Source organism: Halorubrum sp. FL23, from assembly GCF_052439115.2.
GTDB lineage: Archaea > Halobacteriota > Halobacteria > Halobacteriales > Haloferacaceae > Halorubrum > Halorubrum persicum.
The window spans coordinates 254,250-281,002 of record NZ_JBQVRO020000003.1; the positions used below are offsets into that span (position 1 = coordinate 254,250).

At 68.5% G+C, this 26,753-nt stretch carries 21 protein-coding genes and 3 tRNA genes; 15 read left to right on the plus strand and 9 right to left on the minus strand.

From position 1 onward, the window contains the following. Nucleotides 1-155: 155 nt before the first annotated feature. The gene (locus tag ACT4MF_RS05360; protein WP_444681960.1) at nt 156-1,865 is read right to left on the minus strand and encodes a SipW-dependent-type signal peptide-containing protein; all 1,710 of its coding nucleotides are present in this window, start codon (nt 1,863-1,865) and stop codon (nt 156-158) included. Between the two features lie 96 nt (nt 1,866-1,961). Continuing rightward, on the minus strand, nt 1,962-3,302 hold the full coding sequence (locus ACT4MF_RS05365) for a choice-of-anchor W domain-containing protein (RefSeq protein ID WP_444681961.1): 1,341 nt from the start codon (nt 3,300-3,302) through the stop codon (nt 1,962-1,964). Nucleotides 3,303-3,788: 486 nt separating this feature from the next. On the opposite strand from ACT4MF_RS05365, the gene ACT4MF_RS05370 reads away from it, so the two are divergent. Then, nucleotides 3,789-4,349 carry a DUF7344 domain-containing protein gene (locus ACT4MF_RS05370; RefSeq protein ID WP_444681962.1) on the plus strand — a complete coding sequence of 187 codons (561 nt, stop codon included), beginning with the start codon at nt 3,789-3,791 and terminating at the stop codon, nt 4,347-4,349. 160 nt (nt 4,350-4,509) lie between these two features. Here the strand turns inward: ACT4MF_RS05370 and ACT4MF_RS05375 are convergent, their stop codons facing one another. Continuing rightward, nucleotides 4,510-5,451 (minus strand): DUF8054 domain-containing protein, encoded by a 942-nt coding sequence (locus ACT4MF_RS05375; protein ID WP_444681963.1) that lies wholly within the window; start codon nt 5,449-5,451, stop codon nt 4,510-4,512. 313 nt (nt 5,452-5,764) lie between these two features. Between ACT4MF_RS05375 and ACT4MF_RS05380 the strand changes: the two genes are divergently transcribed. The 4 genes from ACT4MF_RS05380 (at nt 5,765) to azf (ending at nt 10,620) form a co-directional block, all read left to right on the plus strand. Next, nucleotides 5,765-6,319 (plus strand): DUF7344 domain-containing protein, encoded by a 555-nt coding sequence (locus tag ACT4MF_RS05380; RefSeq protein WP_099254235.1) that lies wholly within the window; start codon nt 5,765-5,767, stop codon nt 6,317-6,319. An 86-nt stretch (nt 6,320-6,405) separates the two neighbouring features. Continuing rightward, nucleotides 6,406-9,225, plus strand: a complete 2,820-nt coding sequence (gene mutS / locus ACT4MF_RS05385; protein ID WP_444681964.1) for a DNA mismatch repair protein MutS — start codon at nt 6,406-6,408, stop codon at nt 9,223-9,225. 61 nt (nt 9,226-9,286) lie between these two features. Beyond that, a complete protein-coding gene (locus ACT4MF_RS05390) occupies nt 9,287-9,637 on the plus strand; it encodes a cell division protein SepF (protein WP_004048756.1) in 351 nt (116 codons plus the stop codon). An 80-nt stretch (nt 9,638-9,717) separates the two neighbouring features. After that, a complete protein-coding gene (gene azf / locus ACT4MF_RS05395; RefSeq protein WP_444681965.1) occupies nt 9,718-10,620 on the plus strand; it encodes an NAD-dependent glucose-6-phosphate dehydrogenase Azf in 903 nt (300 codons plus the stop codon). 10 nt (nt 10,621-10,630) lie between these two features. On the opposite strand, the gene ACT4MF_RS05400 is transcribed toward azf, so the two are convergent. The 3 genes from ACT4MF_RS05400 to ACT4MF_RS05410 form a co-directional block, all read right to left on the minus strand. Next, nucleotides 10,631-11,278, minus strand: a complete 648-nt coding sequence (locus ACT4MF_RS05400; RefSeq protein WP_444681966.1) for a DUF309 domain-containing protein — start codon at nt 11,276-11,278, stop codon at nt 10,631-10,633. A gap of 88 nt (nt 11,279-11,366) precedes the next feature. Continuing rightward, on the minus strand, nt 11,367-11,585 hold the full coding sequence (locus tag ACT4MF_RS05405) for a hypothetical protein (RefSeq protein WP_245851419.1): 219 nt from the start codon (nt 11,583-11,585) through the stop codon (nt 11,367-11,369). 160 nt (nt 11,586-11,745) lie between these two features. Further along, entirely contained in the window at nt 11,746-12,012 is a 267-nt protein-coding gene (locus ACT4MF_RS05410; protein WP_099253852.1) for a hypothetical protein, read from the minus strand. A gap of 460 nt (nt 12,013-12,472) precedes the next feature. Between ACT4MF_RS05410 and ACT4MF_RS05415 the strand changes: the two genes are divergently transcribed. After that, nucleotides 12,473-14,314: a cation:proton antiporter gene (locus tag ACT4MF_RS05415; protein WP_444682026.1), complete on the plus strand. Its 1,842-nt coding sequence runs from the start codon at nt 12,473-12,475 to the stop codon at nt 14,312-14,314. 84 nt (nt 14,315-14,398) lie between these two features. Here ACT4MF_RS05415 and ACT4MF_RS05420 read toward each other — a convergent pair. Next, nucleotides 14,399-14,471: transfer RNA gene (locus ACT4MF_RS05420), tRNA-Arg, on the minus strand. 315 nt (nt 14,472-14,786) lie between these two features. On the opposite strand from ACT4MF_RS05420, the gene ACT4MF_RS05425 reads away from it, so the two are divergent. From ACT4MF_RS05425 to ACT4MF_RS05435, 3 genes are all read left to right on the plus strand, one after another. Further along, nucleotides 14,787-16,280 carry a single-stranded DNA binding protein gene (locus ACT4MF_RS05425; protein ID WP_444682027.1) on the plus strand — a complete coding sequence of 498 codons (1,494 nt, stop codon included), beginning with the start codon at nt 14,787-14,789 and terminating at the stop codon, nt 16,278-16,280. 130 nt (nt 16,281-16,410) lie between these two features. Then, nucleotides 16,411-16,842 (plus strand): histone, encoded by a 432-nt coding sequence (locus ACT4MF_RS05430; protein ID WP_444681967.1) that lies wholly within the window; start codon nt 16,411-16,413, stop codon nt 16,840-16,842. Further along, nucleotides 16,843-17,850, plus strand: coding sequence for a histone deacetylase family protein (locus ACT4MF_RS05435; RefSeq protein WP_444681968.1), 1,008 nt, complete (start codon nt 16,843-16,845; stop codon nt 17,848-17,850). Nucleotides 17,851-18,063: 213 nt separating this feature from the next. Here ACT4MF_RS05435 and ACT4MF_RS05440 read toward each other — a convergent pair. Then, nucleotides 18,064-18,136 (minus strand) — tRNA-Asp (locus ACT4MF_RS05440). A gap of 29 nt (nt 18,137-18,165) precedes the next feature. Continuing rightward, nucleotides 18,166-18,238: transfer RNA gene (locus tag ACT4MF_RS05445), tRNA-Asp, on the minus strand. A 315-nt stretch (nt 18,239-18,553) separates the two neighbouring features. Between ACT4MF_RS05445 and ACT4MF_RS05450 the strand changes: the two genes are divergently transcribed. The 6 genes from ACT4MF_RS05450 to ACT4MF_RS05475 are packed head-to-tail and all read left to right on the plus strand — an operon-like array spanning nt 18,554 to nt 26,728. Then, nucleotides 18,554-18,781 (plus strand): DNA-directed RNA polymerase subunit H, encoded by a 228-nt coding sequence (locus ACT4MF_RS05450; RefSeq protein ID WP_444681969.1) that lies wholly within the window; start codon nt 18,554-18,556, stop codon nt 18,779-18,781. Next, complete coding sequence (locus tag ACT4MF_RS05455; RefSeq protein WP_099255832.1) at nt 18,778-20,343, plus strand: DNA-directed RNA polymerase subunit B''; 1,566 nt, start codon at nt 18,778-18,780, stop codon at nt 20,341-20,343. Before ACT4MF_RS05450 ends, ACT4MF_RS05455 begins: the two co-directional genes overlap by 4 nt. 1 nt (nt 20,344) lies before the next feature. Beyond that, a complete protein-coding gene (gene rpoB / locus ACT4MF_RS05460; RefSeq protein WP_099255831.1) occupies nt 20,345-22,174 on the plus strand; it encodes a DNA-directed RNA polymerase subunit B in 1,830 nt (609 codons plus the stop codon). 6 nt (nt 22,175-22,180) lie between these two features. Continuing rightward, on the plus strand, nt 22,181-25,102 hold the full coding sequence (locus ACT4MF_RS05465; RefSeq protein WP_444681970.1) for a DNA-directed RNA polymerase subunit A': 2,922 nt from the start codon (nt 22,181-22,183) through the stop codon (nt 25,100-25,102). After that, on the plus strand, nt 25,095-26,309 hold the full coding sequence (gene rpoA2, locus ACT4MF_RS05470; RefSeq protein WP_099255829.1) for a DNA-directed RNA polymerase subunit A'': 1,215 nt from the start codon (nt 25,095-25,097) through the stop codon (nt 26,307-26,309). The genes ACT4MF_RS05465 and rpoA2 overlap by 8 nt, the downstream gene beginning before the upstream one ends. After that, the gene (locus tag ACT4MF_RS05475) at nt 26,309-26,728 is read left to right on the plus strand and encodes a NusA-like transcription termination signal-binding factor (protein WP_099255828.1); all 420 of its coding nucleotides are present in this window, start codon (nt 26,309-26,311) and stop codon (nt 26,726-26,728) included. The genes rpoA2 and ACT4MF_RS05475 overlap by 1 nt, the downstream gene beginning before the upstream one ends. Nucleotides 26,729-26,753: the final 25 nt, after the last annotated feature.

A 26,753-nucleotide genomic window follows, 5' to 3' on the forward strand; every position in this document is an offset into this window, starting at 1 on the left:
TCCTACTCTCACCTGGCCCGTATGTATGCGCGCCCTACCCGGCTGGAACGACGGTCGTACCCGAGAGTACGGATACCATACCCCGTCGCTGTCGTCCGATCCGATACCCGACCTGCTACGGTCGGCCGTTCGCCGGACCGACGCAGACCGGCGTATCAGGCCGGCAGATCCGGACCGGTGCCGTCGTTGTGCCGCGACTGCTCGGTGTAGAACCCGAGATCGAAGGCAAGCGTGTCGCCTTGAACCTCGTTGCCCACGTCGAACGGGAGCTCCCACGAGAGCGCGACGCAGTGCATCACACCGTTGCCCTCGAACGGATCACGGGTCGGGTGGTCGGGGTCGTCGCCGAGTTCGTCGTACGGCGTCGCGCGGTTGCCGTCGAGCGGGACGCCGTTCCCGTCGGCGAGCGCCGCGAGGATGTTACCGAGCGAGTCGTCCATGATCACCTTCTCTTGGACCGTCTGTGCCGCGAGGTTGCCGAATACGGTCGGGATGTTGAGCGGGTCGTCGACGTCGTTGAAGAACGTCGGATCACCGCCCGCCCCGCCGGCGGGGCCGGCCATCGCCTGGAGCGTGCTCGCGCTGCCGTCGACGTTGATCGTGTACACGTCAGTCGCGGGGTTCGGTGACGCCGCCCGCGCGTCGGTCGCGGCGCCAGTCGGCGACGAGAAGGTGGTACTGCCGGTCCCGTTGAACGACTCGCCGTCCGAGAGGACGATGTTCCGCTTCGCCGCGCTGGGGCGGCCGTTCGCGTCGAGATCGGCCTGCGCATCGTCGATGCCCTCACCGATGTACGTGCCCGTTGCGATGCCGCTCGCGTTCGCGAACGGGTTCGGGTCGCCGTCGCCGTCTCCCGGCGACGAGGGCTGGCTGCCGGTCACCACGTCCGCGAGCTTCTGCCGGAGGCCCGACAGCGCGGCGTCGACGAGCGAGAGGTCGCTCGTCAGAGACTGAATGACGCCCGTCCGCGGCACGGTGTCGTCGCTGCCCTCGCCGTCGAAGTACGTGACGCCGACCTGGACGTCCGACGCCTGCGACTGGAGGTAGTCGACGAACTGCCGCGTGCCGAGCTCGACGAGGTCTATCTTCGTCGTCTCGGCGTAGGTGCTCCCGCTGACCGCGATGTCGTCGTCGCTGACCACGCCGCCGTACTGGTCGTACAGCATCGACCCCGAGAAGTCGAGCGTGAGCATGATGTCGACCGGCTCCGCGGGGTCGTACACGTTGTCGCAGTCCTCGTCGTACCAGAGCTTCGCCTGAATGGCGTCGCCGAGGTCGCCGACTCCTGCGTCCTGAAGGAGCGACTCGGGCTCGGTGAACGTCCCACCGTCGTCGCTGACGTTGCCCGCCTGCATCCAGATGTAGCCGGGGTTGTCACAGAGGTGGAGCGAGAAGGTGATCTCGCCGGAGTCGCCGGGCTTCACGTCGGTGAGCTGGACGAGAGATCCCATCTCCTCGCCCGTGACGGGGTCCGTCCCGAAGTCCGCCTCCTCTAGCGGCGGGATGTTCTCGCAGTCCAGCACCGGGAGGTTCGCCCCGTTGCTGTCATCGTCCTCGTTGTCCGGGAAGTCGCTGTAGCGGAACACCTCGCCGTCGGTCTCGACCGACTGCTCGCCGTCGCCGTCGTGGTCGGGATGCGCGCTGACGAACTGGTCGCCCTCGCCGAAGTCGTACGTCTGCTGCCAGTCGACGAGCAGGTCGAGCTGGCCGGCTGTGAGGGTGTTGCCGTCGAACGACTCGGTGTCGTTGAAGTACGCCGTCGTGCCGAGGCCCGCCCCGGCGGAGGCGACGCCGACCGCCCCGAGGCCGGCGAGGAGCTTGCGTCGCGAGAGGTCGAATGTGCCGATGTTGTCTTTATCTGCCATGATTGTGATTCCCCGAAGGGAGTCCCACCGACGGAGTCGAACCGTCGCACGCCGGTGTGGGAGTGGTTACGGTCGGCGCGCGAGCGCCGAGAGCGATTACTCGACGCTGATGTCGAAGGCGACACCCTCCTCGCTGCCGGAGTAGTCGCCCTGAAGCGAGACAGTCACGTCGCCGCTGATGGTGAACGCGTTCGCGACGTCCGCGGCGTCGGTGTCGAACACGAGGTAGGTGATGTCGCGGTCGGCGCCGTCGTTGGTCGCCGAGATCGCGTCGGGACCGCTGAGGGCGGTCGGGGCGCCGTTCAGGTCCAGTGAGAGGTTCGCGACGGAGACGGTCGCCTCGTCGGCCTTCGTCGTGATCGCGAGTTTACCGCTCGGGGCGGGGATCGCGCTTCCGACGTTCACGCCGTCGAGGGTGAACGAGGCGTTCCCACTGCCGTTGTAGGTGTAGCTGAACGGGACGGTGGTTCCGGAGCTCCAGACGTAGTTCTCCGTGTCAGCGCTCCCGACGTCGGGGCCGACCGCGACTTCCCACGAGCCCGAGGAGCCGTTGTTCCCGAAGCGCCCGCGGGCGAAGGAGGTCTCCTGCTGGGTGGCGAACTCCTCCTGCTTGGCGAAGCCCTCGCCGGTCCGGGTCGTGATGCTCGGGACGCACGGGTTCGCCGTGCCGTCGTTGTGGCGCGACTGGACCGCGTGGAACTCGAAGTTCATCGTCAGCGAATCCGTCTGGATCTCGTTGCCGACCCCCGTCGGGATCTCCCAGAACAGGCAGACGCACGGGCCGGTGATGTACGACTCGCCCTCCTCGGGCTCGACGACCTCGGAGTACTCCGCCTGGTCGCCGGGGGTCATGCCGGCCATTCCCATCCCGTCAAGGGGAACGCCGCCGGTGATCGCCGCGATGACGTCGACGAGCGAGCCGGAGACGAGCTCTTCGCCCTCAACGAAGTCGCCCGCTTCGTCGCGCTCGCAGAAGACGAGCCGCGCGTTGATGGCGTCGCCGAGCTCGCCGAGGTCGGGGGTGTCGTCGACCGACATCTCGGGTTCGGACATCCCGTTCTCCGCCTGCGAGAGGTCACCGCACGCCCACATGTACGAGGGGTTGTCCACGATCCGGAAGCAGAACTCGACGTGGCCCGAGTCGCCGGGCTTCACGTCGTCGAGGTCGTAGAACATCCCCGCCGGGGTGCCGTCCTGCTCGCCGGCCGCCGTCTCGGCCTGATTCACGACCGTCCCGTCGCTGTCGTACGAGGCCTCGTAGTCGACGAACAGGTCGAGCGAGCCCGCCGTCAGCGTGTTACCCTCGAAGGATTCGGTGTCGTTGAAGTACGCCGTGGTGCCGAGGCCCGCGCCCGCGGAGGCCACACCGACCGCTCCGAGGCCGGCGAGCAGCTTGCGCCGCGAGAGTCCGATGGTGTCGTTTGTGTCCGGGTTCATGGTTCTCGCCGACTCGCCCCCCGTCCGCGGTGGTCAGACCGAATCGGTTACTTCTCCCTCCGAGGGGTACCCTCCTAGTTACGCGCTCCCATGTCACCGCCCCACGAAGAGTTCGATCCGTCAAACGAGGCGTTGGATTCGATCGGCCGACCGGTTCTCGCGGTCAAACGCTACGTTCGATCGGCGGTCCGGCGTCCCTACTCGAGGCAAAAACGGCGGTAACACGGCCGTACTTCGAGCCGAGAAGTCGGTACGGATGCCGTGCCGTGTCGGCTGTGGCACGAATCGCGGCCGAAACCGGAGCGGCGACGTGGATCGGGGCGCAGTCGACCGGTTTGTCGACACGCGCCTCCATCGGGGAACACCCAAACCGGGTCCACCGTCGGGCCCACCGTCGGAGTAACGGGCGCATACATATCCCCTCAAGGGAAGATGTAGCGCCAACGACCGATCGCCGTGCCGTGCGGGATCACCGATCTCACACCCATGAAACTCAGAACAGACGTGCTCCCGGCGGAACAGGTGTACGCCATCCTCGCGAACGAACGCCGTCGACGCGCCCTCGAGCAGCTCGGCGGCATCGGCGGCGTCGTGACGGTCCACGAGCTGTCGGCGCTGGTGGCGGGGCAGGAGACCGGCGAGAGCCCGCCGCCGAAGCGCTGTCGCGAGAGCGTGTACACGTCGCTCGTACAGACGCACCTGCCGAAGCTGGAGGAGCTCGGCGTGATCGAGTACGACCGGGGGACCCAGACGATCGAGATGTCGCGCCACGCGCGGGACGTGGCGCTGTACACCGAGGTGGTCGCAAGCGTCGGCGTCACGTGGTCGGAGCTGTACCGCGCGCTGGGCGTCGCGTCGCTGACGGTCCTGCTCGCGGCGCTGCTCGGCGTCCCCCTCGTCTCCGCGGTCGACCCGGTCCTGCTGACGAGTCTCGCGCTCGCGCTGTTCGCCGTCGCGAGCGCCTATCAGCTGTGGATCAATCGGTTCTCGGTGTTCCGGCAGCTCCGAGTCGGACGAGGCGGCGCCCCCGGTCGACGACGAGACTGAGGCGGCTGCGGCGAAGCCGGGATACGGCGGACCCGCTGTTTTCGCGACCGCGGATACGAACTCGAGGCAAGACCCCGCCTGAGGAGTGAAACGGATGGCAAAAACCCGCGGTCGTGACGCCGACCGACACCTGCGAGAAGACGACTGAGGAGTCAGCGCCTTACCGGCTCCGCGCCGAAGGACTCGCCGCGTCCGGCCGCGCGTCCGCGAGCGACGGCGGGAGATCGAGCTCGAACAGCCGCGCGTTACACGCGGTACAGCGGCCGGCGACGACCTCGTAGCTCGAACAGCAGGACTCGACGACCCGCTCTTCCAGCCGCACCGTCCCCTCGCAGGTCGGACAGCGCTCGACGAACAGGCGGAGCGCGCCGAGCACCCCGCTCCGCGAGGCGAGCGGGAGCGACTCCCAGTCGTCGAGATGCGCCGCCAGCGCGCGGTCGGCGGCGACGTCCGCGAGGAACGCCGACCGCGACTCCCAGTGGCCGATACGCTCGTTGCCGGCGTGTGCGAAGCCGGGCTCACCGAGCCACCGCAGCGAGAGCCCGTCTTCGTCGATGCCGGTGAGCCGAGCGAGCGCGGTGACGTCGGCCGGAGAGGCGGGACGCGTGCCGTCGGGAGCGGTTGCGGCGGCCTCGTCGCCAGCGGCAGTCGCGTTCGTTACGCCACCGAACGCCGTGTCGGCCGCGTCGCGAAGCGCGGCGAGGTGCGTCCGCCACGCCGACTCGAACCACGGCGCGAACGCGAGATCGGTCCCGTCCGGCGCCTCGACCAACACGTCGGCGGACAGGAGGTACGACTCCGCGTCGACCTCCGGAGGCGGACCGGCGTCGCGGCCCTTCCCGAACAGCCGGAGCGTGCGCTCGGGGAGGTAACGCTTCGTGAGTTCGGGCGTTCCCGGGACGAGGTAGCCGCGCAGCCAGATCGCCGCGAGCGAAACGACGAGGAGGGCCGCGCCGAGTTCGACCGCGACCAGGGCGCCGACGCCGACCGCGCCGACCGCGGCGATCGCGATGTTGACGACCGTACAGGGCAGACAGCGGTTCTCGCCGGTGTACTCCGGACGCCGAAAGCGGCCGAGACGGGTGTCGTGTGATGCCGTCATACCCGTCGTTGGCGACGGAAAGACCTATGTATGCGTGGCCTACCGGTGTTCGGGAGGCGGAACATGGCGGCGCCGACGGCTTCGACCGCGACGGAGAGCCTGACCGCGGCCGGAATGAAACCCGGAGTCGATCGGTTCAGCGTTCCGAGGAGTACCCGGACGAGGGGGGGTAGGTCAGGCCGAGACGTGCGAGACGCGAAAATCGTTGCCGCTTCGAATCATACGGATTCCACACTTTCATGACGTGACATTAATACATAATGATATATACTCCGGTTTCGATAGGTAGTGTGACATAGTGCGTGAGAGTACCATGACACCGCAAGTGACGGGAGAACCGAAGGTAGCCGGCAGCGACGCCGACAGGCCCTCCCGCGACGAGGTGTTTACGGCGCTCAGCAACCGACGGCGGCGGAACGTGATCACCTATCTGAAAGAGAACGGCGACGGCGCGCGCGTCAGGGACATCGCGGAGCAGTTGGCGGCGTGGGAGAACGACCTCGAGATCAACGAGGTGACGTACAAACAGCGCAAGCGGGTGTACACCGCGCTGCACCAGTCGCACCTCCCGAAGCTCGCCGAGAGCGGATTCATCGACTACGAGCCGGATCGCGGGATCGTCTCGCAGACGGAAGAGAGCCGTCAGCTCGAGGTGTACCTCGAGGTCGTCTCCGAAAACGAGATCCTCTGGGGCGAGTACTACATCGGCCTCGCGGCCGTCTGCGGGCTACTCGGCGGCGCAGCGTGGATCGGGACCGTCCCGTTCGCGTCGGTCTCCGGCTACGCCTACGCGGTCCTGTTCGCGGCGCTGTTCGGTGTCTCCGGGGTCATTCACCGGATGTCGACGCGACGGAATCGGGTGGGGTGACGCTCGCGCCGCGGACGGGCGGGCGCCCGCCGCGGCCGACCGCACACCCGTAGGGTTTTACCCGCCGACGGCGGGAGTACGGATATATGCCAACGGGGATCGTCGGGGAGTTCCTCGATCTCAAGGCGGAGACCGACGCGGACGTCCTCGCCATGCAGTGCGGCGACTTCTACGAGTTCTTCGCGGACGACGCGGAGCTGGTCGCCGACGAACTGGACCTGACGGTGTCACAGAAGTCCTCTCACGGCTCGTCGTACCCGATGGCGGGCGTGCCGCTCTCCGAGCTCACCCCCTACGTGAAGGCGCTCGTCGAGCGGGGGTACCGGGTCGCCGTCGCCGACCAGTACGAGACGGACGACGGCCACGCCCGCGAGATCACGCGGGTCGTCACGCCCGGCACCCTCCTCGAGACCGCGGACGACGACGCGCGGTACCTCGCGGCGGTCGTCCGCGAGGGCGACGACGCCGACGGCCCCTACGGGCTCGCGCTCGCTGACGTGACCACCGGGCGGTTCCTCGTCACCGAAGTCGAGACCGCCGGCGACCTCCGCGCCGAGCTGTACCGGTTCGACCCCGCAGAGGTGCTTCCGGGGCCGCGCGTCCGCAACGACGACCGGTTGCTCGGGGCGGTCCGCGAGGATCTGTCGGGGGCCGTCTCCGTCTTCGACGCGGAGGCGTTCGCACCGGGGCGCGCGAAACACGCGGTCCGCGAGCAGTTCGGGCGGGAGACCGCCGACAGCGTCGGGATCGACTCCGATCTGGCGCTCCGCGCGGCGGGCGCCGCCCTCGGCTACGTCGAGGAGACCGGCGCGGGCGTGTTGGCGTCGATCACGCGGCTCACCGCCTACGGCGACGACGACCACGTCGCCGTCGACGCCACGACCCAGCGCAACCTCGAGCTCACGGAGACGATGCGCGGCGACGCCGACGGCTCGCTGTTCGAGACGGTCGACCACACCGTCACCGCCGCCGGAGGCCGGCTCCTCCGCGAGTGGCTCACGCGACCGCGGCGGGACGGCGCGGAGCTTGCCCGCCGGCTCGACGCGGTGGAGGCGCTCGCGTCGGCGGCGCTCGCGCGCGACCGCCTGCGGGAGACGCTCGGCGACGCCTACGACCTCGAACGGCTCGCCGCGCGGGCGACGAGCGGGAGCGCGGGCGCGAGGGAGCTCCTCTCGGTGCGGGACTCGCTCGCGCTGGTGCCCGCGCTCGCCGACGCCGTGTCCGGGACCGCGCTCGCCGGCTCGCCGGTCGCCGAGGTGCTGGAGCGCATCGACCGCGGGCGCGCCGCCGCCCTCCACGGCGAGCTCGCGGAGGCGCTCGCGGAGGACCCGCCGAAGACGAAGACGCAGGGCGGGCTGCTCCGGGAGGGGTACGACGACGAGCTCGACGACCTGATCGCGCGCCACGAGGAGGCGAACGAGTGGCTCGACGGGCTCGCGGAGCGCGAGAAGCGGCAGCACGGCCTGAGCCACGTCACCGTCGACCGCAACAAGACGGACGGCTACTACATCCAGGTCGGCAAGTCCGCGGCCGACGGCGTGCCCGATCACTACCGCGAGATCAAGACGCTGAAGAACTCCAAGCGGTTCGTCACCGACGAGCTCGAAGAGCGGGAGCGCGAGGTGCTCCGGCTGGAGGAGGCCCGCGGCGAGCTGGAGCACGCGCTGTTCGAGGAGCTCCGCGAGCGGGTCGCCGACGACGCCGAACTGCTGCAGGACGTGGGGCGGGCGGTCGCCGAGATCGACGCGCTCGCGTCGCTGGCGACCCACGCCGCCGGCAACGACTGGACGCGCCCCGAGCTCACCGACGAGCGCCGGCTCGACGTGGAGGCGGGGCGCCACCCGGTCGTCGAGCGGACGACCGACTTCGTGCCGAACGACCTCCGGCTCGACGGGGAGCGCGGCTTCCTCATCGTCACCGGCCCGAACATGAGCGGGAAGTCGACGTACATGCGGCAGGCGGCGCTGATCCAACTGCTCGCGCAGGCGGGGTCGTTCGTGCCCGCGCGGGCGGCCACCGTCGGGCTCGTCGACGGGATCTACACCCGCGTCGGCGCCCTCGACGAGCTCGCGCAGGGGCGCTCGACGTTCATGGTGGAGATGCAGGAGCTGTCGAACATCCTCCACTCGGCGACCGCGGAGTCGCTCGTCATCCTCGACGAGGTCGGGCGCGGCACGGCCACCTACGACGGCATCTCGATCGCGTGGGCCGCGACCGAGTACCTCCACAACGAGGTGCGCGCGCGAACCCTCTTCGCCACGCACTACCACGAGCTGACGACGCTGGCCGACCACCTCCCGCGCGTGGAGAACGTCCACGTCGCCGTCGACGAGCGCGACGGCGAGGTGACGTTCCTCCGGACCGTCCGCGACGGGCCGACGAACCGGTCGTACGGGGTCCACGTCGCCGATCTCGCCGGCGTCCCGGAGCCTGTCGTCTCCCGCGCCGACACGGTGCTCGACCGCCTCCGCGAGGAGAAGGCGATCGAGGCGAGGGGCGGATCGCGGGGCGGAGGAGCGGGGGCCGGGGGGGGCGACTCCGACGGCGCCGCCGTCGGCGACACGAGGCAGGTCGTCTTCGACCTCTCGTCCGGGTCGTTCGCGGAACGCGACGACGCCGGAGCGCCGGAGGCCGACGCCACCGCCTCCGGCGAGGGCCGTAACGGGACGGGGTCCGGGTCGACGGCGGACGGCGACGGTGAGACCGCGGAGGCCGCAAGAGCCGGAGAGGCCGTGGGAACCGCGAAAAACGCCGGAGCCACTGAAACCGCGGAGATCGATCGGGTCGACCCCGAGACCCGCACCGTGATCGAGGAGCTGAGCGACGTCGACCTCGCGGAGACGGCGCCGGTGGAGCTGTTGTCGCGGGTCCAAGCGTGGCAAGAGCGGCTCGACGAGAACCGCTGACGACCGGCGCGACGTCGCGTCTGACGTAAGAACTAATGTCTAACCTCGTCGTGTAGTGCGTATGGGTATTATGAGCAAGATCCTCGGCGGGGGCGGGAACCGCTCCGTCGACGACTACGTCGAGCTCGACCTCGACGACTTCGCCGAGGCGCACGCGGACACAGGGATGCAGGTACACATCGCGGAGATCGGCGACCAGGGCGACGTGATCCCGATCAAAGACGCCGTCTACGACGGCGACTTCGTCATCGCGGACATCACCCGTCACTCCACGTCCGACCGGACGATCGAGCACATCATCGACGAACTGCGGCAGGTCGCACAGGAGGTCGACGGCGACATCGTCCAGAAGGGCGACGACCAGATTGTCGTCACGCCGACCGGCGTGAGCATCTCGCGAGAGAAGCTGTAACGGGGACAACAGATCGGCGATCCAGCGCGTCGCGGGCGAACCGTGTCTTATATGCCCGTCTCGCGCCCACGTACGACCGAATGGACGAGCCGGTCCTGCTGACGGGCGCCGGCGGACGGGTGGGACAAGCCATCCTCCGCGGCATCGGCGACGACTACGAGTGGCGACTCCTCGACAGGGAGCCGCTCCCGGCGGCGAAGGTGCCCGACGGGGTCACCGACGCCGACCGGTACGTCGCCGACATCACCGACCCGGACGCCGTCCGGGAGGCGATGGACGGCGTCGGCGCGGTGATTCACCTCGCGGGCGACCCGCGGAAGACGGCGCCGTGGGACTCCGTGCTCCGGAACAACATCGACGGGACGCAGGTCGTGATGCGCGCGGCCGTCGACACGGGCGTCGAGAAGTTCGCGTTCGCCTCCTCGAACCACGCCGTCGGCGGCTACGAGACCGACGATCGCACGCCGGACCTCTACCGCCCCGACGACGGCTACCGGCTCGACGGCACCGAGCTCCCCCGGCCGGGGAACCTCTACGGCGTGTCGAAGGCGGCCGGGGAGTCGCTCGGGCGCTTCCACCACGACGAACACGGGATGAGCGTCGTCTGCGTCCGCATCGGGAACCTCACGAAGGACCACCCACCGCGGGAGTACGAGCGCGGGCAGGCGATGTGGCTCTCACACCGCGACTGCGCGCACCTCTTCGACCGCTGTCTGCAGGCCGACTACGGCTACGAGATCGTGTACGGCATCTCGAACAACGACCGACGCTATTACTCGATCGAACGCGCCCGCGAGGCGCTCGGCTACGACCCGGCCGACAACTCCGCCGACTACACGTTCGAAGGGGAGCCGAAGGGTGATGACGGCGAGACCACCGAGGGTGACGAACCGGCCGGTGACGGCGGGTTCCCGAACCGAGACGACGCTCCCGTCGAGCCCAACTTCCCGACGGATCCCGACACGCCCACCGACGGCGCCTGATCGAGGGGGTTCAGAAGAGGCCGTCGACGTCGCGGCGCTTCCGCTCCGCCAGTTCCACGTGATCCGCGAGCCGCGCGGCCACCTGTCGGCGGGTGTCGGGCGTGCGGAGGAACGCCAGCAGCAGCTCCGCGAACGTCGTTCGGCCCGTGCCGCGCTCCTCGCGCGCGAGCGCCGCCGCGGTCTCGAACGTGTCCTCGTCGCCGGGAGCGACCGCGCCGGCCAGCGCCGGCGCCGCGAGCAGCGCGGCCGGGAGGTCGAGGTCGCCGAACCGCGGCGCCGACCCCTCGACCCGGAGCGTCGGCGGAGCCGCGCGCTCGATCGTCACCGGGTCGGCCGCGATCCGGCGACACCAGTCGCGGACGGGCTCGACGGCGACTCCTCTGGATACCGATCCTACCTCGGTGAGGTACTCGACCGCGTTGGCCGCACAGCCGACGGCGCCGGACCAGTTGTGGCCATCGGCGTGGTGAGTCGCCGCCGCAGCCGCGATCAGGCCGTGGAGCAGCCGCTCGTCGGGGCCGTCTCCGAGCGGGAGCCACGCCGCCTCCCACGGGTCGTGCGCCGCGAGGACGTACCCCTCGTTGAAGAGGGCGGCCCCGGCGCGGAGCGCGGCGGGAACGGGTGGGCCGGCGTCGGAGCCGAAATCGTAATCGGTCATACCGATCCGTCGGAGTCTCCGACTGATAAGCGATGAGGACGAAGGTGGAGGGGCGAACCGTCAGCGGAGCGTCGGTGGCCCGACGCGATCAGCCGTCGGCGGTACCGACCCCCTCGTCACCGGGCGCCGAGGGCGAGCGGTCGAACACGCGATCGAACGCGTCCGGGTACCGGCGGTGGAGGGCCGCGCCGGCGACCCCGCCGGAGACCGCGGCCGCGACGAACGCGGACGCGGTCGGGAACGCGGCGATCGCGAGCGCCAGAACCGGCAGCGCGGCGAGCGCCGCGGTCGCGCGCCACGAGGGCACGCGATGGGGCGGGACCGGACCGGTGTAGCGGTCGGGGCGTCTCGTGCGTCTGGAGGGTGAGTCTCGTGACATCGTGGTGTGGTGGGGTGGCGCGAGACCTCGCGCCGCGGTCGGAGTCGGTTCGTCGGTCGGGGACCGCGCGGGCCGGGGTCGCCCGGCGTCACCGGGGACGCGCCTCGTGGACCCCGACGAGCTCGGTGAGGTCGTCGACCTCGGCGTCCGGCGCGAGCCGGAGCGAGGCGTCGACCTCGACCGTGAGGTCGTTGAGGCGCGGCCGGAGGGCGACCACGTCGACGCGTTCGACGTCGACGCCGTCGCAGCCGGCGAGCTTGGCGCGGACCCCGGCGTGGAGATCGCCCGCGGCGTCGCGGGGGACCGCCAGCCGGAGCGCGACATCGGTCGCGCGGTGGCAGGAGTGGACTGCCATACGGACCCGGGAGGGAGTCGATTCCTCACCCCGGAGGCTCTGCCGCTTGAGCTACCGGGTCCAACTGTCGGAAAGGGGGAGAGAGAAGGCGGCGCTCGCTCCGACGGGCGAAGCCGACCGCCCCCGCGTCGGGGTTACGCGGCGACGGCGTCGGAGCAATCGACGACCGTTCCGCGACCCCGTTTCCCGACGCTCCAGAGGGGGGCGAACGTCGGGATGGTGTCGCGGATGGTCATGATGGGGTCGCCCAGCGGGGGATTCCGCTCGGGCGTATATTCGTTGACAGGAGGAACTGAGTTAATAGTTGCTCGAGAGTGTGAACCAATAGCGTGATTCATCGCAATGATTGTATGCCCAACAATAATCAGATGGGCCGACGGCACGGACGGGCGCAACTCCTCGGCCCACCAGTACACTAAGAAGGGCGGCGGTTGTAGGCCCCGTAGACGTGTCTAGCCTGTTGCCGGTCATCGCGGCGATCCTCGTGTCGGGACTCGTCGTCCAGCTGATCGCTCACCACCTGAAGGTGCCGAGCGTCATCTTCTATCTCCTCATCGGCGTCGCGTTGGGACCGGAGGCGTTGGGGCTCGTGACCCTCGAGACGTTCGGGGAGGGACTCGAGATCATCGTGGGACTCAGCGTCGCGATCATCGTCTTCGAGGGGGCGTTCGCCCTGCGGATCGAGCGGATCCGAGGCGCCTCCACGGTGTCGCTCCGGCTGGTGACGATCAGCGCCCTCGTGATGTTTCTCGGGACGGCGGCCGCGGTCCGGTTCCTCGAGGGGGCGAACTGGGAGATCGCGCTGCTCATCGGGGCGCTGCTCGTGGCGACGGGGCCGACCGTGATCACGCCGATACTCAACGTCGTCCGCGTTCGGGACCACGTCGCGACCGCGCTGGAGACCGAGGGGATCGTCAACGACGTGACGGCCGCGATCGTCGCCGTGGTGATCTTCGAGACGCTGCTGCTCGACGACCTCGGGGTGCCCGCGACGCTCTTCTCGTTCGTCGAACGGTTCGGCGTCGGCGTGGGCGCCGGGGTGCTCGCGACGGTGATCATCTACTACCTCCTGGACAGCGAGCTCGTCCCCGAACGCGACGTGCAGGCGTCCCAGTTCCTCGTGCTTGCGGCGGCGGTGGGGGCGTTCGCGGCCGCCGAGGCCGTCGCCGCCGAGGCGGGCATCGCGGCGGCGGCGACGAGCGGCATCCTGCTCGGGAACCTCGACATCGACAACAGGGAGGAGATCGAGCGGTTCGCGGAGAACACGACGCTCGTGGTCCTCTCGTTCGTGTTCATCTCGCTGGCCGCGCTGATCGACGTCGAGGCGATCGCGGCGCTCGGCCTCGGCGCCGTCGGGCTCGTGCTGGTGATCATGCTCGTGCTCCGGCCGCTCGGGGCGATCATCGCCACCGCCGGCGTCGAGCGGTTCACGTGGCCGGAGCGGCTGTTCATCGCCGGAGTGGGCCCGCGGGGGATCATCCCGGCGAGCGTGGCCACGCTGTTCGCGATCGAACTGGAGCTGGCCGGAAACGTGGCGGCGGGCGAGCTGCTGGTCGGAACGGTGTTCGCCGTCATCTTCGCCACGGTCGCGATCGAGGCTGGACTGGCGCGGCAGCTCGGCGACGTTCTCGGAGTGTCACCAATGCGCACGATAATCATCGGCGGCGGCCGGGTCGGCCGGGCGCTCGCCACACGACTGGAGCGGCGGGGTGAGTACGTCGTCATCGTCGAGAACGACGACGAGGTAGTCGAGCGGACTCGCTCGATGGGGTTCACCGTGTTCGAGGGCGACGGCAGCGACACGGAGACCCTGCGGGAGGCGGGCATCGGCGACGCGAAGCGCGTCATCACGGTGACCGGCGACGACGACATCAACCTGCTCACGTGCCAGCTCGCGATCACGAAGTTCGGCGTCGAGTCGGCGTTTTCGCGGGTGAACAAGCCGGACAACGTCGACGCCTTCGAGAGCATCGGCGTCAAGGCGATCGACTCGCCGACGGCCACCGCCGTCGCCATCGACGACGAGATCGAACGCCCGGCGATCACCCACTGGATGAACGAGCTGGGCGACAGCCACGACGTTCAGGAGGTCGAGGTGACCGCGGAGGCCCTCGCCGGACAGACGATCCGGGATCTCAACGCGCGGATCCCCGACGGCGCGTTCGTCGCCGTCGTCAGCCGCGACGGCGAGAACCACGTGCCGTCGGCGGACAGCGTGCTGGAGTACGGTGACCACGTCACCTTTATCGGCGACACGGAGGCGGTCAAGCGCGCGATGAAGCGGTTCCATCCGCACGACTGACCATCGTTTCGCGGATGTGCGTATGGCATCCTCGGAGACGCGCGCGTCCGATCGGCGATGCTCGCCGTGTAGTGTGTCCGAAAACGTCCTGACGGAGATTTGAACTCCGGTCCCTGGCTCCGCAAGCCAAGAGGATAGTCCACTACCCTACCAGGACTCAAATGAACGTACCGCGCTGTTACTTAAGACGGTTACGGTCCGTAGAGCGCGTGGCGAACGGTCGCACACGGCGCGATCGCGTCGCAACTGGTCGACGCGTGGAGCCGCGAGACGGCCGCCACCGATCGGCCGGCCGGCGCGTAGCGATTGCACACCTTTTGTATCGACGGGACCGATGAAGGGGTATGACGACGCCCCGACCCGCGACGACGACGACGCCGCGGCGCACGCGGAGCGAGCGCCCGAATTCGACCGCGAGACCCCCGCAAGGACAACGCTTATCCGCGGACTCGACAACCGAGGAGGTACGCGTATGGGAGTGATAGAGGACGTCTACGAGGATCTCGACACCGACGTCGAGTTCGAGGAGTTCGAGGCGGCCGTCGAGGACAAGGTCGAGCAGATGGGCGGGCTCGCCGACGAGGAGACCGCCGCGATGCTCATCGCCCACGAGCTGCGCGACGAGGAGGCCGAGACGATCGCCGACATCGAGCCCGGCATGAACGACGTGAAGTTCCTCGGCAAGGTGACCTCCATCGGCGATATTCGCACGTTCGAGCGCGACGACGAGGACGCCGAAGAGGGGCGCGTCTGCAACGTCGACGTGGCTGACGCCTCCGGCTCCGTGCGGGTCGCGCTGTGGGACGAGATGGCCGCGGCGGCCGAAGAGCAGTTGGAGGTCGGCCAGGTCCTCCGCGTCATGGGCCGTCCGAAGGAGGGGTACAGCGGGCTCGAAGTGAGCGCGGACAAGGTCGAGCCCGACGAGGACGCCGAGGTCGACGTGCAGGTGCTCGACACCTACCGGGTGGAGGACCTCTCGCTCGGGGCGTCCGACGTGGACCTCGTCGGCCAGGTGCTCGACACCGATTCGGTCCGCACGTTCGACCGCGACGACGGCAGCGAGGGGCGGGTCGCCAACCTCACCGTCGGCGACGAGACGGGTCGCGTGCGCGTGACGCTGTGGGACGACAAAGCGGACCTCGCCGAGGAGTTCTCGGCCGGCGAGGTCGTCGAAGTCGGCGACGGCTACGTCCGCGAGCGCGACGGCGACCTCGAGCTCCACGTCGGCGACCGCGGCACCGTCGAGCGCGTCGACGAGAGCGTGGAGTACGTTCCGGAGACGACCGACATCGCGGACGCGGAGATCGGCGAGACCGTCGACATCGGCGGCGGCGTCATCGAGACCGACCCGAAGCGCACGTTCGACCGCGACGACGGCAGCGAGGGGCAGGTCCGGAACGTCCGCATCAAGGACGACACCGGCGAGATCCGCGTCGCGCTGTGGGGAGACAAGGCCGACCGCGAGATCGAACTGGCAGACCGCGTCGTCTTCACCGACGTGGAGATCCAGGACGGCTGGCAGGACGACCTCGAGGCCTCGGCGAACTGGCGCTCGACCGTCACCGTCCTCGACGAAGGGAGCGATGCGGCGGGCGCCGACGGAGGGTCGGGTAGCACCGGGGCCGGCGACCGCGCCGGCGACACCGGGCTCGGCGCCTTCGCCGAGGACGGACAGAAGGCGGCCGCCGAGGCCGTCGCGGGCGAGACCGGCGGTGAGGACGGAAGCGGCGTCGAGAGCGACGGCGGAAACGCCGGATCCGGTGGCGCCGCGGCCGCGACGGCGGAACGGTCGGCCGAGGATGTCGAGTTCACCGGGACGGTCGTCCAGACCGGCGACCCCGTCGTGTTGGACGACGGACAGCGCACGAAGAGCGTCGAGACCGACGCGAGCCTCCGGCTCGGCGAGGAAGTGACGGTCCGCGGGACGGAGCGCGACGGGACGATCGACGCCGACGACGTGTTCTGATCGGCAGGGCGCGCGACGAGAGCGGTAGTGGTCGCCGGGATCGAGGCATCGAGTAGTGCCGATGCAGTCGCTCGACGGCGGAAAGCGGGTTAACGGAAACGTTTTACGGTGCACGGACGCGACTGTGTGTATGAGTGTCGAGTTGCCGTTCGCGCCGGTCGACGGGATCATCCGGCGGAACGCCGGGGAGCTCCGCGTCAGCGCGGACGCCGCTGAGGAGTTGGCTCGCCGGATCCAAGCGCACGGCGCGGAGCTGGCGATCGACGCGGCCGAACGGGCAACCGAAGACGGACGGAAGACGCTGATGGCGTCCGATTTCGGCGTCGAACAGGTGATCAATCGCGAGGATCTCACGCTGCCCGTCGCCCCCATCGACCGGATCGCGCGGCTTCGGATCGACGACCGATACCGGGTCGGCGTCGACGCGCGGATCGCGTTGGCGGACATCTTAGAGGACTACGCGGACAACGTCGCGAGCGCGGCCGCGACGCTCGCGCGTCACGCCGACAGACGGACCGTACAGGCCGAGGACATCGAGACGTACTTCGCGCTGTTCGGGTAGATGCGCTTCGGATACAACGAGCGGTGTCTCGAACACGACACCGGCGAACGACACCCCGAAAACCCCGACCGGCTGCGCGCGATCCGCCGCGGACTGGCGAAGCGACACGGCGTCGAGTACGCGGAGGCGGATCCGGCGACCCGCGGGGAGGTCGTCGCGGTCCACGACGCGGAGTACGTCGACGAGCTGGAGACGTTCGTCGCCGACGGCGGCGGGAGCTGGGACCCGGACACCGTCGTGAGCGAGGGAACGTGGGACGCCGCGCTCAGCTCGGCCGGCCTCTCGCAGTGGGCGGCTCGGTCGGCGCTCGACGGCGACGACGGGCGGGATACCCCCTTCGCGCTCGGGCGCCCGCCGGGCCACCACGCGGTGCCCGACGACGCCATGGGCTTCTGCTTTTTCAACAACGCCGCCGTCGCGGCACAGACCGTCCTCGACGACGGAGCCGCCGATCGGGTTGCGATCTTCGACTGGGACGTCCACCACGGAAACGGGACGCAAGACGTGTTCTACGACCGCGGCGACGTGTTCTACGCGTCGATCCACGAGGAGGGGCTCTACCCGGACACCGGCGCACTCGACGAGACCGGCCGCGGCGACGGAGAGGGGACCACCGCGAATATCCCGCTCGCGGCCGGCGCGGGCGACGCGGACTACCGCTACGCCATCGACGAGGCGATCGCCCCGGCGCTCGGACGGTTCGACCCCGACCTCCTGATCGTCTCGGCCGGATTCGACGCCCACCGACACGACCCCATCTCGCGGATGCGCGTCTCCTCCGAGGGATACGCGCTGATGACCGATCAGATTCGGACCGTCACCGACGAGATCGGGGCCGCGACCGCCTTCGTCCTCGAGGGCGGGTACGGGCTCGACACGCTGGCCGAAGGCGTCTCGATGGTTCACGAGACGTTTGACGGGCGCACCCCCGTCAGCGACGACGACGATCCCGACGAGAAGACGGAGTCGCTGGTGGCGGAGCTGCGAGAACAGCTCGATCTGTCGTGACGGAACGTTGACCGTTCTCTGAGTCGGGGCCGAGAGCGTTCGGCGTCGCCGGATTCGCCTTCGCTCCACACTCGTCGGCGGCGACAGAAACGTCCGAATCAGGACGTGAACCCAGAGGGAGCCGCTTACTCAGTTGGGTCGTCCACAGAGGCAAACCCGTGAGCGCCGATGCCGACGAGCGGTCGCTCCGCTCGTCGTGTTGATCGTCGAAAACGCCCGGAGCGGGATTTGAACCCGCGTCACGACCGTGACAGGGTCGTATGATGGGCCACTACACCATCCGGGCAAACAGCGACTAACCCCGAAGCGTGGGGACGCCCGGAGCGGGATTTGAACCCGCGTCACGACCGTGACAGGGTCGTATGATGGGCCACTACACCATCCGGGCTTGTCGCAGTCATTCGTACCCCTGTCTGGCAAATAAGGCTTGTCATCCCCGACGACGATGGTGACCGATGACAGGGAGGGTGCGGCGTCGGTGGGAGCCCGATCGGCCCCTCGACGAGACCGACGACGAGGGCGACGACGAACGCGCGGTCGATCGCGGCGGTACCCTTTTGTGTGATACCCGCATGAGTTGGAGTATCGCACGCCCCTGTCGCCGTGAGCCGTGCGTGGCGGAGCCGCTTGACAAGCCTTATGAGGTTGGCGCATATAGCGATCTGTAGTATCTCGTGATAGCTTCTTTCAATAACCACCACCCATGGTAGACGTAAGCCAACACGAACTCGTCCCGGACCACGTTCTCCTCGAACCCGAAGAGGTCGACGAGGTTCTGGCGGAGTACGACGTGAAACGGACGAACCTACCGAAGATCAAACGCACTGATCCCGCGCTCCCCGACGACGCCGAGGTCGGCGACGTGGTGAAGATCGTTCGAAACTCCCGCACGACCGAGGAAGCGGTCGTGTACCGACTAGTCGTCTCATGAACAGGCAAGACCGACGCGTGGTGTCACGCGAGTATTTCTCGGACGAACGGCTCGCCGAACACCACTTCCGATCGTTCAACAATTTCCTGGACCGCGGCATGCAGGAGGTCGTCGACGAGAAGGAGACGATCGAAACCGACATCGGCGACAAGGAGGGCCAAGAGCCCGTCTACGTCGAGCTCGGCGACGTGCGGATGGTCACCCCGCGCGTTCGCGAGGCCGACGGCTCCGAGGAACTGTTGTACCCCCAGGAGGCCCGACTCCGAAACATCACCTACTCGGCGCCCGTGTTCATGGAGATGTCCATCGTGCGCGGCGGCGAGGAGGAGCCCGAGCAGGTCGTCGACACGACCGAGACCAAGGTCGGCCGGATGCCGATCATGGTCGGCTCGGACAAGTGTAACATGGCCGGCTTCTCTGACGAGGAGCTCATCGACATCGGCGAAGACCCCGTCGACCCCGGCGGCTACTTCATCGTCAACGGCTCCGAGCGCGTGCTGATGACCTCGGAGGACCTCGCACCGAACAAGATCCTCGCCGAGTACGACTCGAAGTACGGCGACGAGATCCAGGTCGCGAAGACGTTCTCCCAGCGCCGCGGGTACCGCGCGCTGGTGCTCTGTGAGCGCAACCGCGAGGGGCTGCTCGAAGTGTCGTTCCCGTCCGTCTCGGGCTCGATCGACTTCGTGACGCTCGTCCGCGCGCTCGGGCTCGAATCCGACGAGGAGATCGTCCACCGCGTCTCCGACGACCCCGAGATCGTGAAGTTCATGCTGGAGAACTTGGAGGAGGCCGACGTGCAGACGACCGAGGAGGCCATCGAGACCCTCGGCGAGCGCGTCGCCTCCGGCCAGGGGAAGAACTACCAGCTCAAGCGGGCGAACTACGTCATCGACCGCTACCTTCTCCCGCACCTCCACGAGGAGGGCGTCGAGGAGGAGGACGTGCGGATCAACAAGGCGTACTACCTCTGCCGGATGGCCGAGGCGTGCTTCGAGCTCGCCTTGGACCGCCGCGAGGCCGACGACAAGGACCACTACGCGAACAAGCGCCTGAAGGTCTCCGGCGACCTGATGCGCGACCTGTTCCGGACCGCGCTGAACAAGCTGGCGCGCGACGTGAAGTACCAGCTCGAGCGTGCGAACATGCGGAACCGCGAGCTCACCGTCAACACGGTCGTCCGCTCCGACGTGCTGACCGAGCGGCTCGAACACCCGATCGCGACGGGGAACTGGGTGGGCGGCCGCTCCGGCGTCTCCCAGCTCGTCGACCGGACCGACTACATGGGCGTGCTCTCGCACCTCCGGCGCCTGCGTTCGCCGCTGTCGCGCTCGCAGCCGCACTTCAAGGCGCGAGACCTCCACGCGACCCAGTGGGGTCGCATCTGTCCCTCCGAGACGCCGGAGGGGCCGAACTGCGGACTCGTGAAGAACTTCGCGCAGGCGATGGAGCTCTCGCAGACCGTAGACGACGAACAGGGGCTGAAACGAGAACTGGCGTCGATGGGTGTCGAGGGGATCCCCGGCATCGAGGGCGTCGAACGACAGACGGCGGACGACTAATATGGCTCAGGCAGAACGCGAAGCGAAGGTGTACGTCAACGGGAGCCTCGTCGGGACCCACCCGGACCCCGAGGCCCTCGCCGAACAGATCCGCGAGGCCCGCCGACGCGGCGACGTCTCGGAGATGGTGAACGTCTCGGTCAAGGACCGAACCCAGGAAGTGATCGTCAACGCGGACGCGGGGCGCGCCCGCCGCCCGCTGATCGTCGTCGAGAACGGCGAGCCGCTGCTGGGCGACGAGCAGGTCGAGGCCGTCAAACGCGGCGAGGTCGAGTTCGAAGACCTCGTCGAGCGCGGCTACGTCGAGTTCATCGACGCCGAGGAGGAGGAGGACATCCTCGTCGCCGTCGACGAAGAGGACGTGACCGAGGACCACACGCACCTCGAGATCGATCCGCAGCTCGTGTTCGGTATCGGCGCGGGGATGATTCCGTACCCCGAGCACAACGCGAGCCCGCGGATTACGATGGGCGCGGGGATGATGAAGCAGTCGCTCGGGCTCCCCTCCGCCAACTACCGCATCCGGCCGGACACGCGTCAACACCTGCTGCACTACCCGCAGCTGGCGATGGTGAGGACGCAGACGTCCGACCAGATCAGCTTCGACAAGCGGCCGGCGGCGCAGAACTTCGTCGTCGCCGTGATGTCCTACGAGGGGTTCAACATCGAGGACGCGCTGGTGATGAACCAGGGCTCCGTCGACCGCGCGCTCACCCGCTCGCACTTCTTCCGGACCTACGAGGGCGAAGAGCGCCGGTACCCCGGCGGTCAGGAGGACCGCTTCGAGATTCCCGACCAAGACGTTCGCGGCGCACGCGGCGAGGACGCGTACACCCACCTCGACGAGGACGGCCTCGTCAACCCCGAGACGAAGGTGGACGAGTCCTCGGTGCTGCTCGGCAAGACCAGCCCGCCGCGCTTCCTCGAGGAGCCGGACGACATGGGCGGGCTCTCCCCGCAGAAGCGCCGTGAGACCAGCGTGACGATGCGCTCGGGCGAATCCGGCGTCGTCGACACGGTGACGCTGATGGAGGGCGAGGACGGCTCCAAGCTCTCGAAGGTGAAGGTGCGCGACCAGCGGGTCCCCGAACTGGGCGACAAGTTCGCGTCTCGACACGGCCAGAAGGGCGTCGTGGGGCACCTCGCACCACAAGAGGACATGCCCTTCACCGAGGAGGGGGTCGTCCCTGACCTCGTGATGAACCCGCACGCGCTGCCGTCCCGGATGACGGTGGGCCACGTGCTGGAGATGCTCGGCGGGAAGGTCGGGTCGCTCCGCGGATCGCGGGTCGACGGCACGCCGTTCCAGGGCGAAGACGAAGAGGAGCTTCGCGGTGGACTGGAGGAGCACGGCTTCAAATCCTCCGGGAAGGAGGTCATGTACTCCGGCGTCACCGGCGAGAAGATCGAGGCGGAGATCTTCGTCGGGACGATCTTCTACCACAAGCTGTACCACATGGTGTCGAACAAGCTCCACGCCCGCTCGCGCGGTCCGGTGCAGGTGCTCACGCGCCAGCCGACCGAGGGGCGCGCCCGCGAGGGCGGCCTGCGTGTCGGGGAGATGGAGCGCGACACGATCATCGGCCACGGCGCGTCGATGGTGCTCAACGAGCGGCTCTTGGAGTCCTCGGACGCCGAGACGGTGCACGTCTCCGCGGAGACGGGGCTCGTCGCAGTCGAAGACCGCGAACAGCGCCGGGTGTACGACCCGGTCACGGGCGACGAGGACGACATCCACGAGCTCGAAGTGAGCTACGCGTTCAAGCTCCTGCTCGACGAGATGATCGCCCTCGGCATCCGACCGAAACTCGAACTGGAGGACGCAATTTAAATGTCAATGCAAACACCGAAAGTGCTCGGCGGCATCGACTTCGGCCTCATGGACCCGGAGACGTACCGGGACATGTCCGCGACGAAGGTGATCACGGCCGACACGTACGACGACGACGGCTACCCGATCGACATGGGGCTGATGGACCCGCGGCTGGGCGTCATCGACCCCGGCCTGGAGTGTCGGACCTGCGGCTCCCACTCCGGCTCCTGTAACGGCCACTTCGGCCACATCGAGCTGGCCGCGCCCGTCATCCACGTGGGCTTCACGAAGCTCATCCGGCGGCTGCTCCGCTCGACGTGCCGCGAGTGCGGTCGGCTCGCCCTCGACGAGGCGCAGCGCGACGAGTTCCGCGACCGCTACGAGCGGGCGCAGGAGCTCGGCGACGACGAACACGACGTGCTGAAGGCCGCCGTCCGGCAGGCCCGGAAGGCGTCGACGTGCCCGTTCTGCGGCGAGCCGCAGGCGGACATCAAACACGAGAAGCCGACGACCTACTACGAGGTCCAGGACGTGCTCTCGGGCGACTACTCCGAGCGCATCGCGGCCGCGATGCAGCCCGACGAGGAGGAAGACGATCCGGGCACCTCGCCGCAGGAGCTCGCCGAGAAGACGGACATCGCCTTGGACCGGATCAACGAGATCATGGCCGGCGAGTTCCGTCCGCGCAAGGAGGACCGCCGCGCCATCGAGAAGGCGCTGGACGTCGACCTCACCGAGGAGGACATGAACAAGCTGATGCCCTCGGACATCCGCGACTGGTTCGAGGACATCCCGGACGAGGACCTGGAGGTGCTCGGTATCGACTCCGAGCACTCCCGACCGGAGTGGATGATCCTGACGGTGCTTCCGGTCCCGCCGGTCACCACGCGTCCCTCGATCACGCTCGACAACGGGCAGCGCTCCGAGGACGACCTCACGCACAAGCTGGTCGACATCATCCGGATCAACCAGCGGTTCATGGAGAACCGCGAGGCGGGCGCCCCGCAGCTGATCATCGAGGACCTCTGGGAGCTGCTCCAGTACCACGTCACCACGTTCGTCGACAACGAGATCAGCGGGACGCCGCCGGCGCGACACCGCTCCGGCCGTCCCCTCAAGACCCTCAGTCAGCGGCTGAAGGGGAAGGAGGGACGCTTCCGCGGCTCGCTTTCGGGGAAGCGCGTCAACTTCTCCGCCCGGACAGTCATCTCGCCGGACCCGACCCTCTCGCTGAACGAGGTCGGCGTCCCGGACCGCGTGGCGAAGGAGATGACCCAGACGCTCAACGTCACCGAGCGCAACGTCGAGGAGGCGCGTCAGTACGTCCGGAACGGCCCCGAGGCCCACCCCGGCGCCAACTACGTCCGCCGCCCCGACGGTCGCCGACTGAAGGTAACCGAGAAGAACTGCGAGGAGCTCGCCGAGAAGGTCGAGGCCGACTGGGAGGTCAACCGCCACCTCGTCGACGGCGACATCGTGATCTTCAACCGGCAGCCCTCGCTGCACCGGATGTCCATCATGGCCCACGAGGTCGTGGTGATGCCGTACAAGACGTTCCGGCTCAACACCGTCGTCTGTCCGCCGTACAACGCCGACTTCGACGGCGACGAGATGAACATGCACGCGCTCCAGAACGAGGAGGCCCGCGCCGAGGCGCGCGTCCTCATGCGCGTCCAAGAGCAGATCCTGAGCCCGCGGTTCGGCGGGAACATCATCGGCGCCATTCAGGACCACATCTCCGGGACCTACCTTCTGACGCACTCGAACCCCGAGTTCACCGAGACGCAGGCGCTCGACCTGCTGCGCGCGACCCGCGTCGACGAGCTGCCCGAGGCGGACGGCGTCGACGACGAGGGGCGCGAGTACTGGACCGGTCGGACGCTGTTCTCGGAGCTGCTCCCCGACGACCTCTCGCTTGAGTTCACCTCCTCGACGGGCGACAGCGTGCGCATTGAGGACGGCCAGCTGATCGAGGGGACGATCGACGAGGACGCCGTCGGCGCGTTCGGCGGCGAGGTCGTCGACACCCTCACCAAGGAGTACGGGGAGACGCGCTCGCGCGTGTTCATCAACGAGATCGCGTCGCTGGCGATGCGCGCGATCATGCACTTCGGGTTCTCGATCGGGATCGACGACGAGTCGATTCCGCCGGAGGCCGAAGAGCAGGTCGACGACGCGATCGGGAGCGCCTACGACCGCGTCCAAGAGCTGATCGAGACGTACGAGGCCGGCGAGCTGGAGTCGCTGCCGGGCCGCGGCGTCGACGAGACGCTGGAGATGAAGATCATGCAGACGCTCGGGAAGGCGCGCGACTCGGCCGGTGAGATCGCCGACCAGCACTTCGGCGACGACAACCCGGCGGTCGTGATGGCCCGATCCGGCGCGCGTGGGTCGATGCTGAACCTCACTCAGATGGCCGGCTCCGTCGGTCAACAGGCGGTTCGCGGCGAGCGGATCAACCGCGGCTACGAGGACCGGACGCTCTCCCACTACAAGGAGAACGACCTCTCCGCGGAGGCGCACGGGTTCGTGGAGAACTCCTACCGCGGCGGGCTCACGCCCGAGGAGTTCTTCTTCCACGCGATGGGCGGCCGCGAGGGGCTGGTCGACACGGCGGTCCGGACCTCCAAGTCCGGCTACCTCCAGCGCCGGCTCATCAACGCGCTCTCCGAGCTCGAGGCGCAGTACGACGGAACGGTCCGGGACACCTCGGGCCGGATCGTCCAGTTCGAGTTCGGCGAGGACGGCACCTCGCCGGTGAAGGTCTCCTCCGGCGAGGGCGACGGCATCGACGTCGACGACATCGTCGACCGCGTCGTCGACGCCGAGTTCGAGTCCAGCGACGAGAAGGAGCGGTTCCTGGGCGAGCGGTCGCCGCCGACGAACCTCTCGGAGCATTCCGGACCGGGCCTGAACAAGGCCTCGGGGGTGGAGTCGGATGACTGAGTACGCCCACGTCACCGACGACATCGAGGCGGTCGTGGAGGCCACCGAGCTGCCCGCCCGCCTCAAAGACGAGGTGTACGAGGCGATCGACCGGAAGGCCGAGGAGACCGGCGAGGTCACGGTCGAGCAGGCCACCGACATCGCGACCGGCGTCGAGAACCGGTACATCGAGACGCGGGTCGACCCGCTCGATCCGGTCGGGACCGTCTCCGCGCAGTCGATCGGCGAACCCGGGACGCAGATGACGATGAACACGTTCCACTACGCCGGCGTCGCTGAGATCGACGTCACGCAGGGGCTCCCCCGGCTCATCGAGCTGGTGGACGCACGGAAGACGCCCGACACGCCGATGATGACGGTCCACCTCGAGGGCGAGTACGCCACGGACCGCCAGAAGGCCCACGAGGTCGTGTGGTCCATCGAGGCGACGCGCATCCTCGCGCTCGGCGACGTGTCGACGAACGTCGCGGACATGCTGGTGCGGATCGACCTCAACGACGACACCCTCCTCGAGCGGTGGCCGACCCACTCTGACCCGACCGAGGTCGCCGGGATCATCGCCGAGACGATCGAGGACTCGCTCGGCGTCGACACCCGACAGTCGGGGACCGTCGTGGAGTTCGGACCGAACGAGCCGAGCTACCGCGAACTGCTCCAGCTCGTCGAGCGGCTCCGGGAGATCGTGTTCAAGGGGATCGAAGAGATCGAGCGCGTCGTCATCCGGAAAGAGGAGATCGACGGCGACGAGGAGTTCGTCCTCTACACCGAGGGGTCGGCGTTCGGCGACACCCTCGATATCGAGGGCGTCGACGCCTCGCGGACGACGTGTAACAACATCCACGAGATCTACCGCAACCTCGGGGTCGAGGCGGCCCGCGAGACGATCATCGACGAGACGAAGAACACGCTCGAAGAGCAGGGGCTCGACGACGTGAACGTCCGCCACCTCATGCTCGTGGCCGACATCATGACGAACAACGGCGAGATCGAGTCGATCGGTCGCCACGGCATCTCGGGGTCGAAGGACTCCGTGCTCGCTCGCGCGGCGTTCGAGGTGACGGTGAACCACCTGCTCGACGCCGCGATCCACGGCGAGTACGACGAGCTCGACGGGGTCATCGAAAACGTCATCGCCGGGAAACCGATCTCGCTCGGCACCGGCGACGTCGACCTCCGGATGGGGTCGCGGGTCGTGGGCGACGACTGATGCGGGTCGAGCTCTCCGACGAGGCACGGCAGTACATCGGTCGCTTCGACGAGCTGACCGGGGTGGCGCCGAAGGACTGCCTCGTGGAGGGCGACCGGCTCGTGTTTCTCGTGCCGGCCGGCGAGATGGCCGCTGCGATCGGGCAGGCCGGCGAGACCGTCGAGGAGACGGAGCGCCGACTCGGCAAATCCATCGAACTGGTGGAAGACGCCGACACGCCGGAGGCGTTCGTTGCGAGCGCGCTCGCGCCCGCGGCGGTCAACGCCGTGACGATCTCCGAGCAGAACGACCGCGTCGCGTACGTCGAGGTGCCGGAGCCGGACCGCGGCGTCGCCATCGGCGCCGACGGCGCCAACATCGAGACGGCGCGGACGCTGGCGAAGCGCCACTTCGACATCGACGACATCCAGCTGACCTGAGGCGGAACCCCGCCCCTTTTGCCGA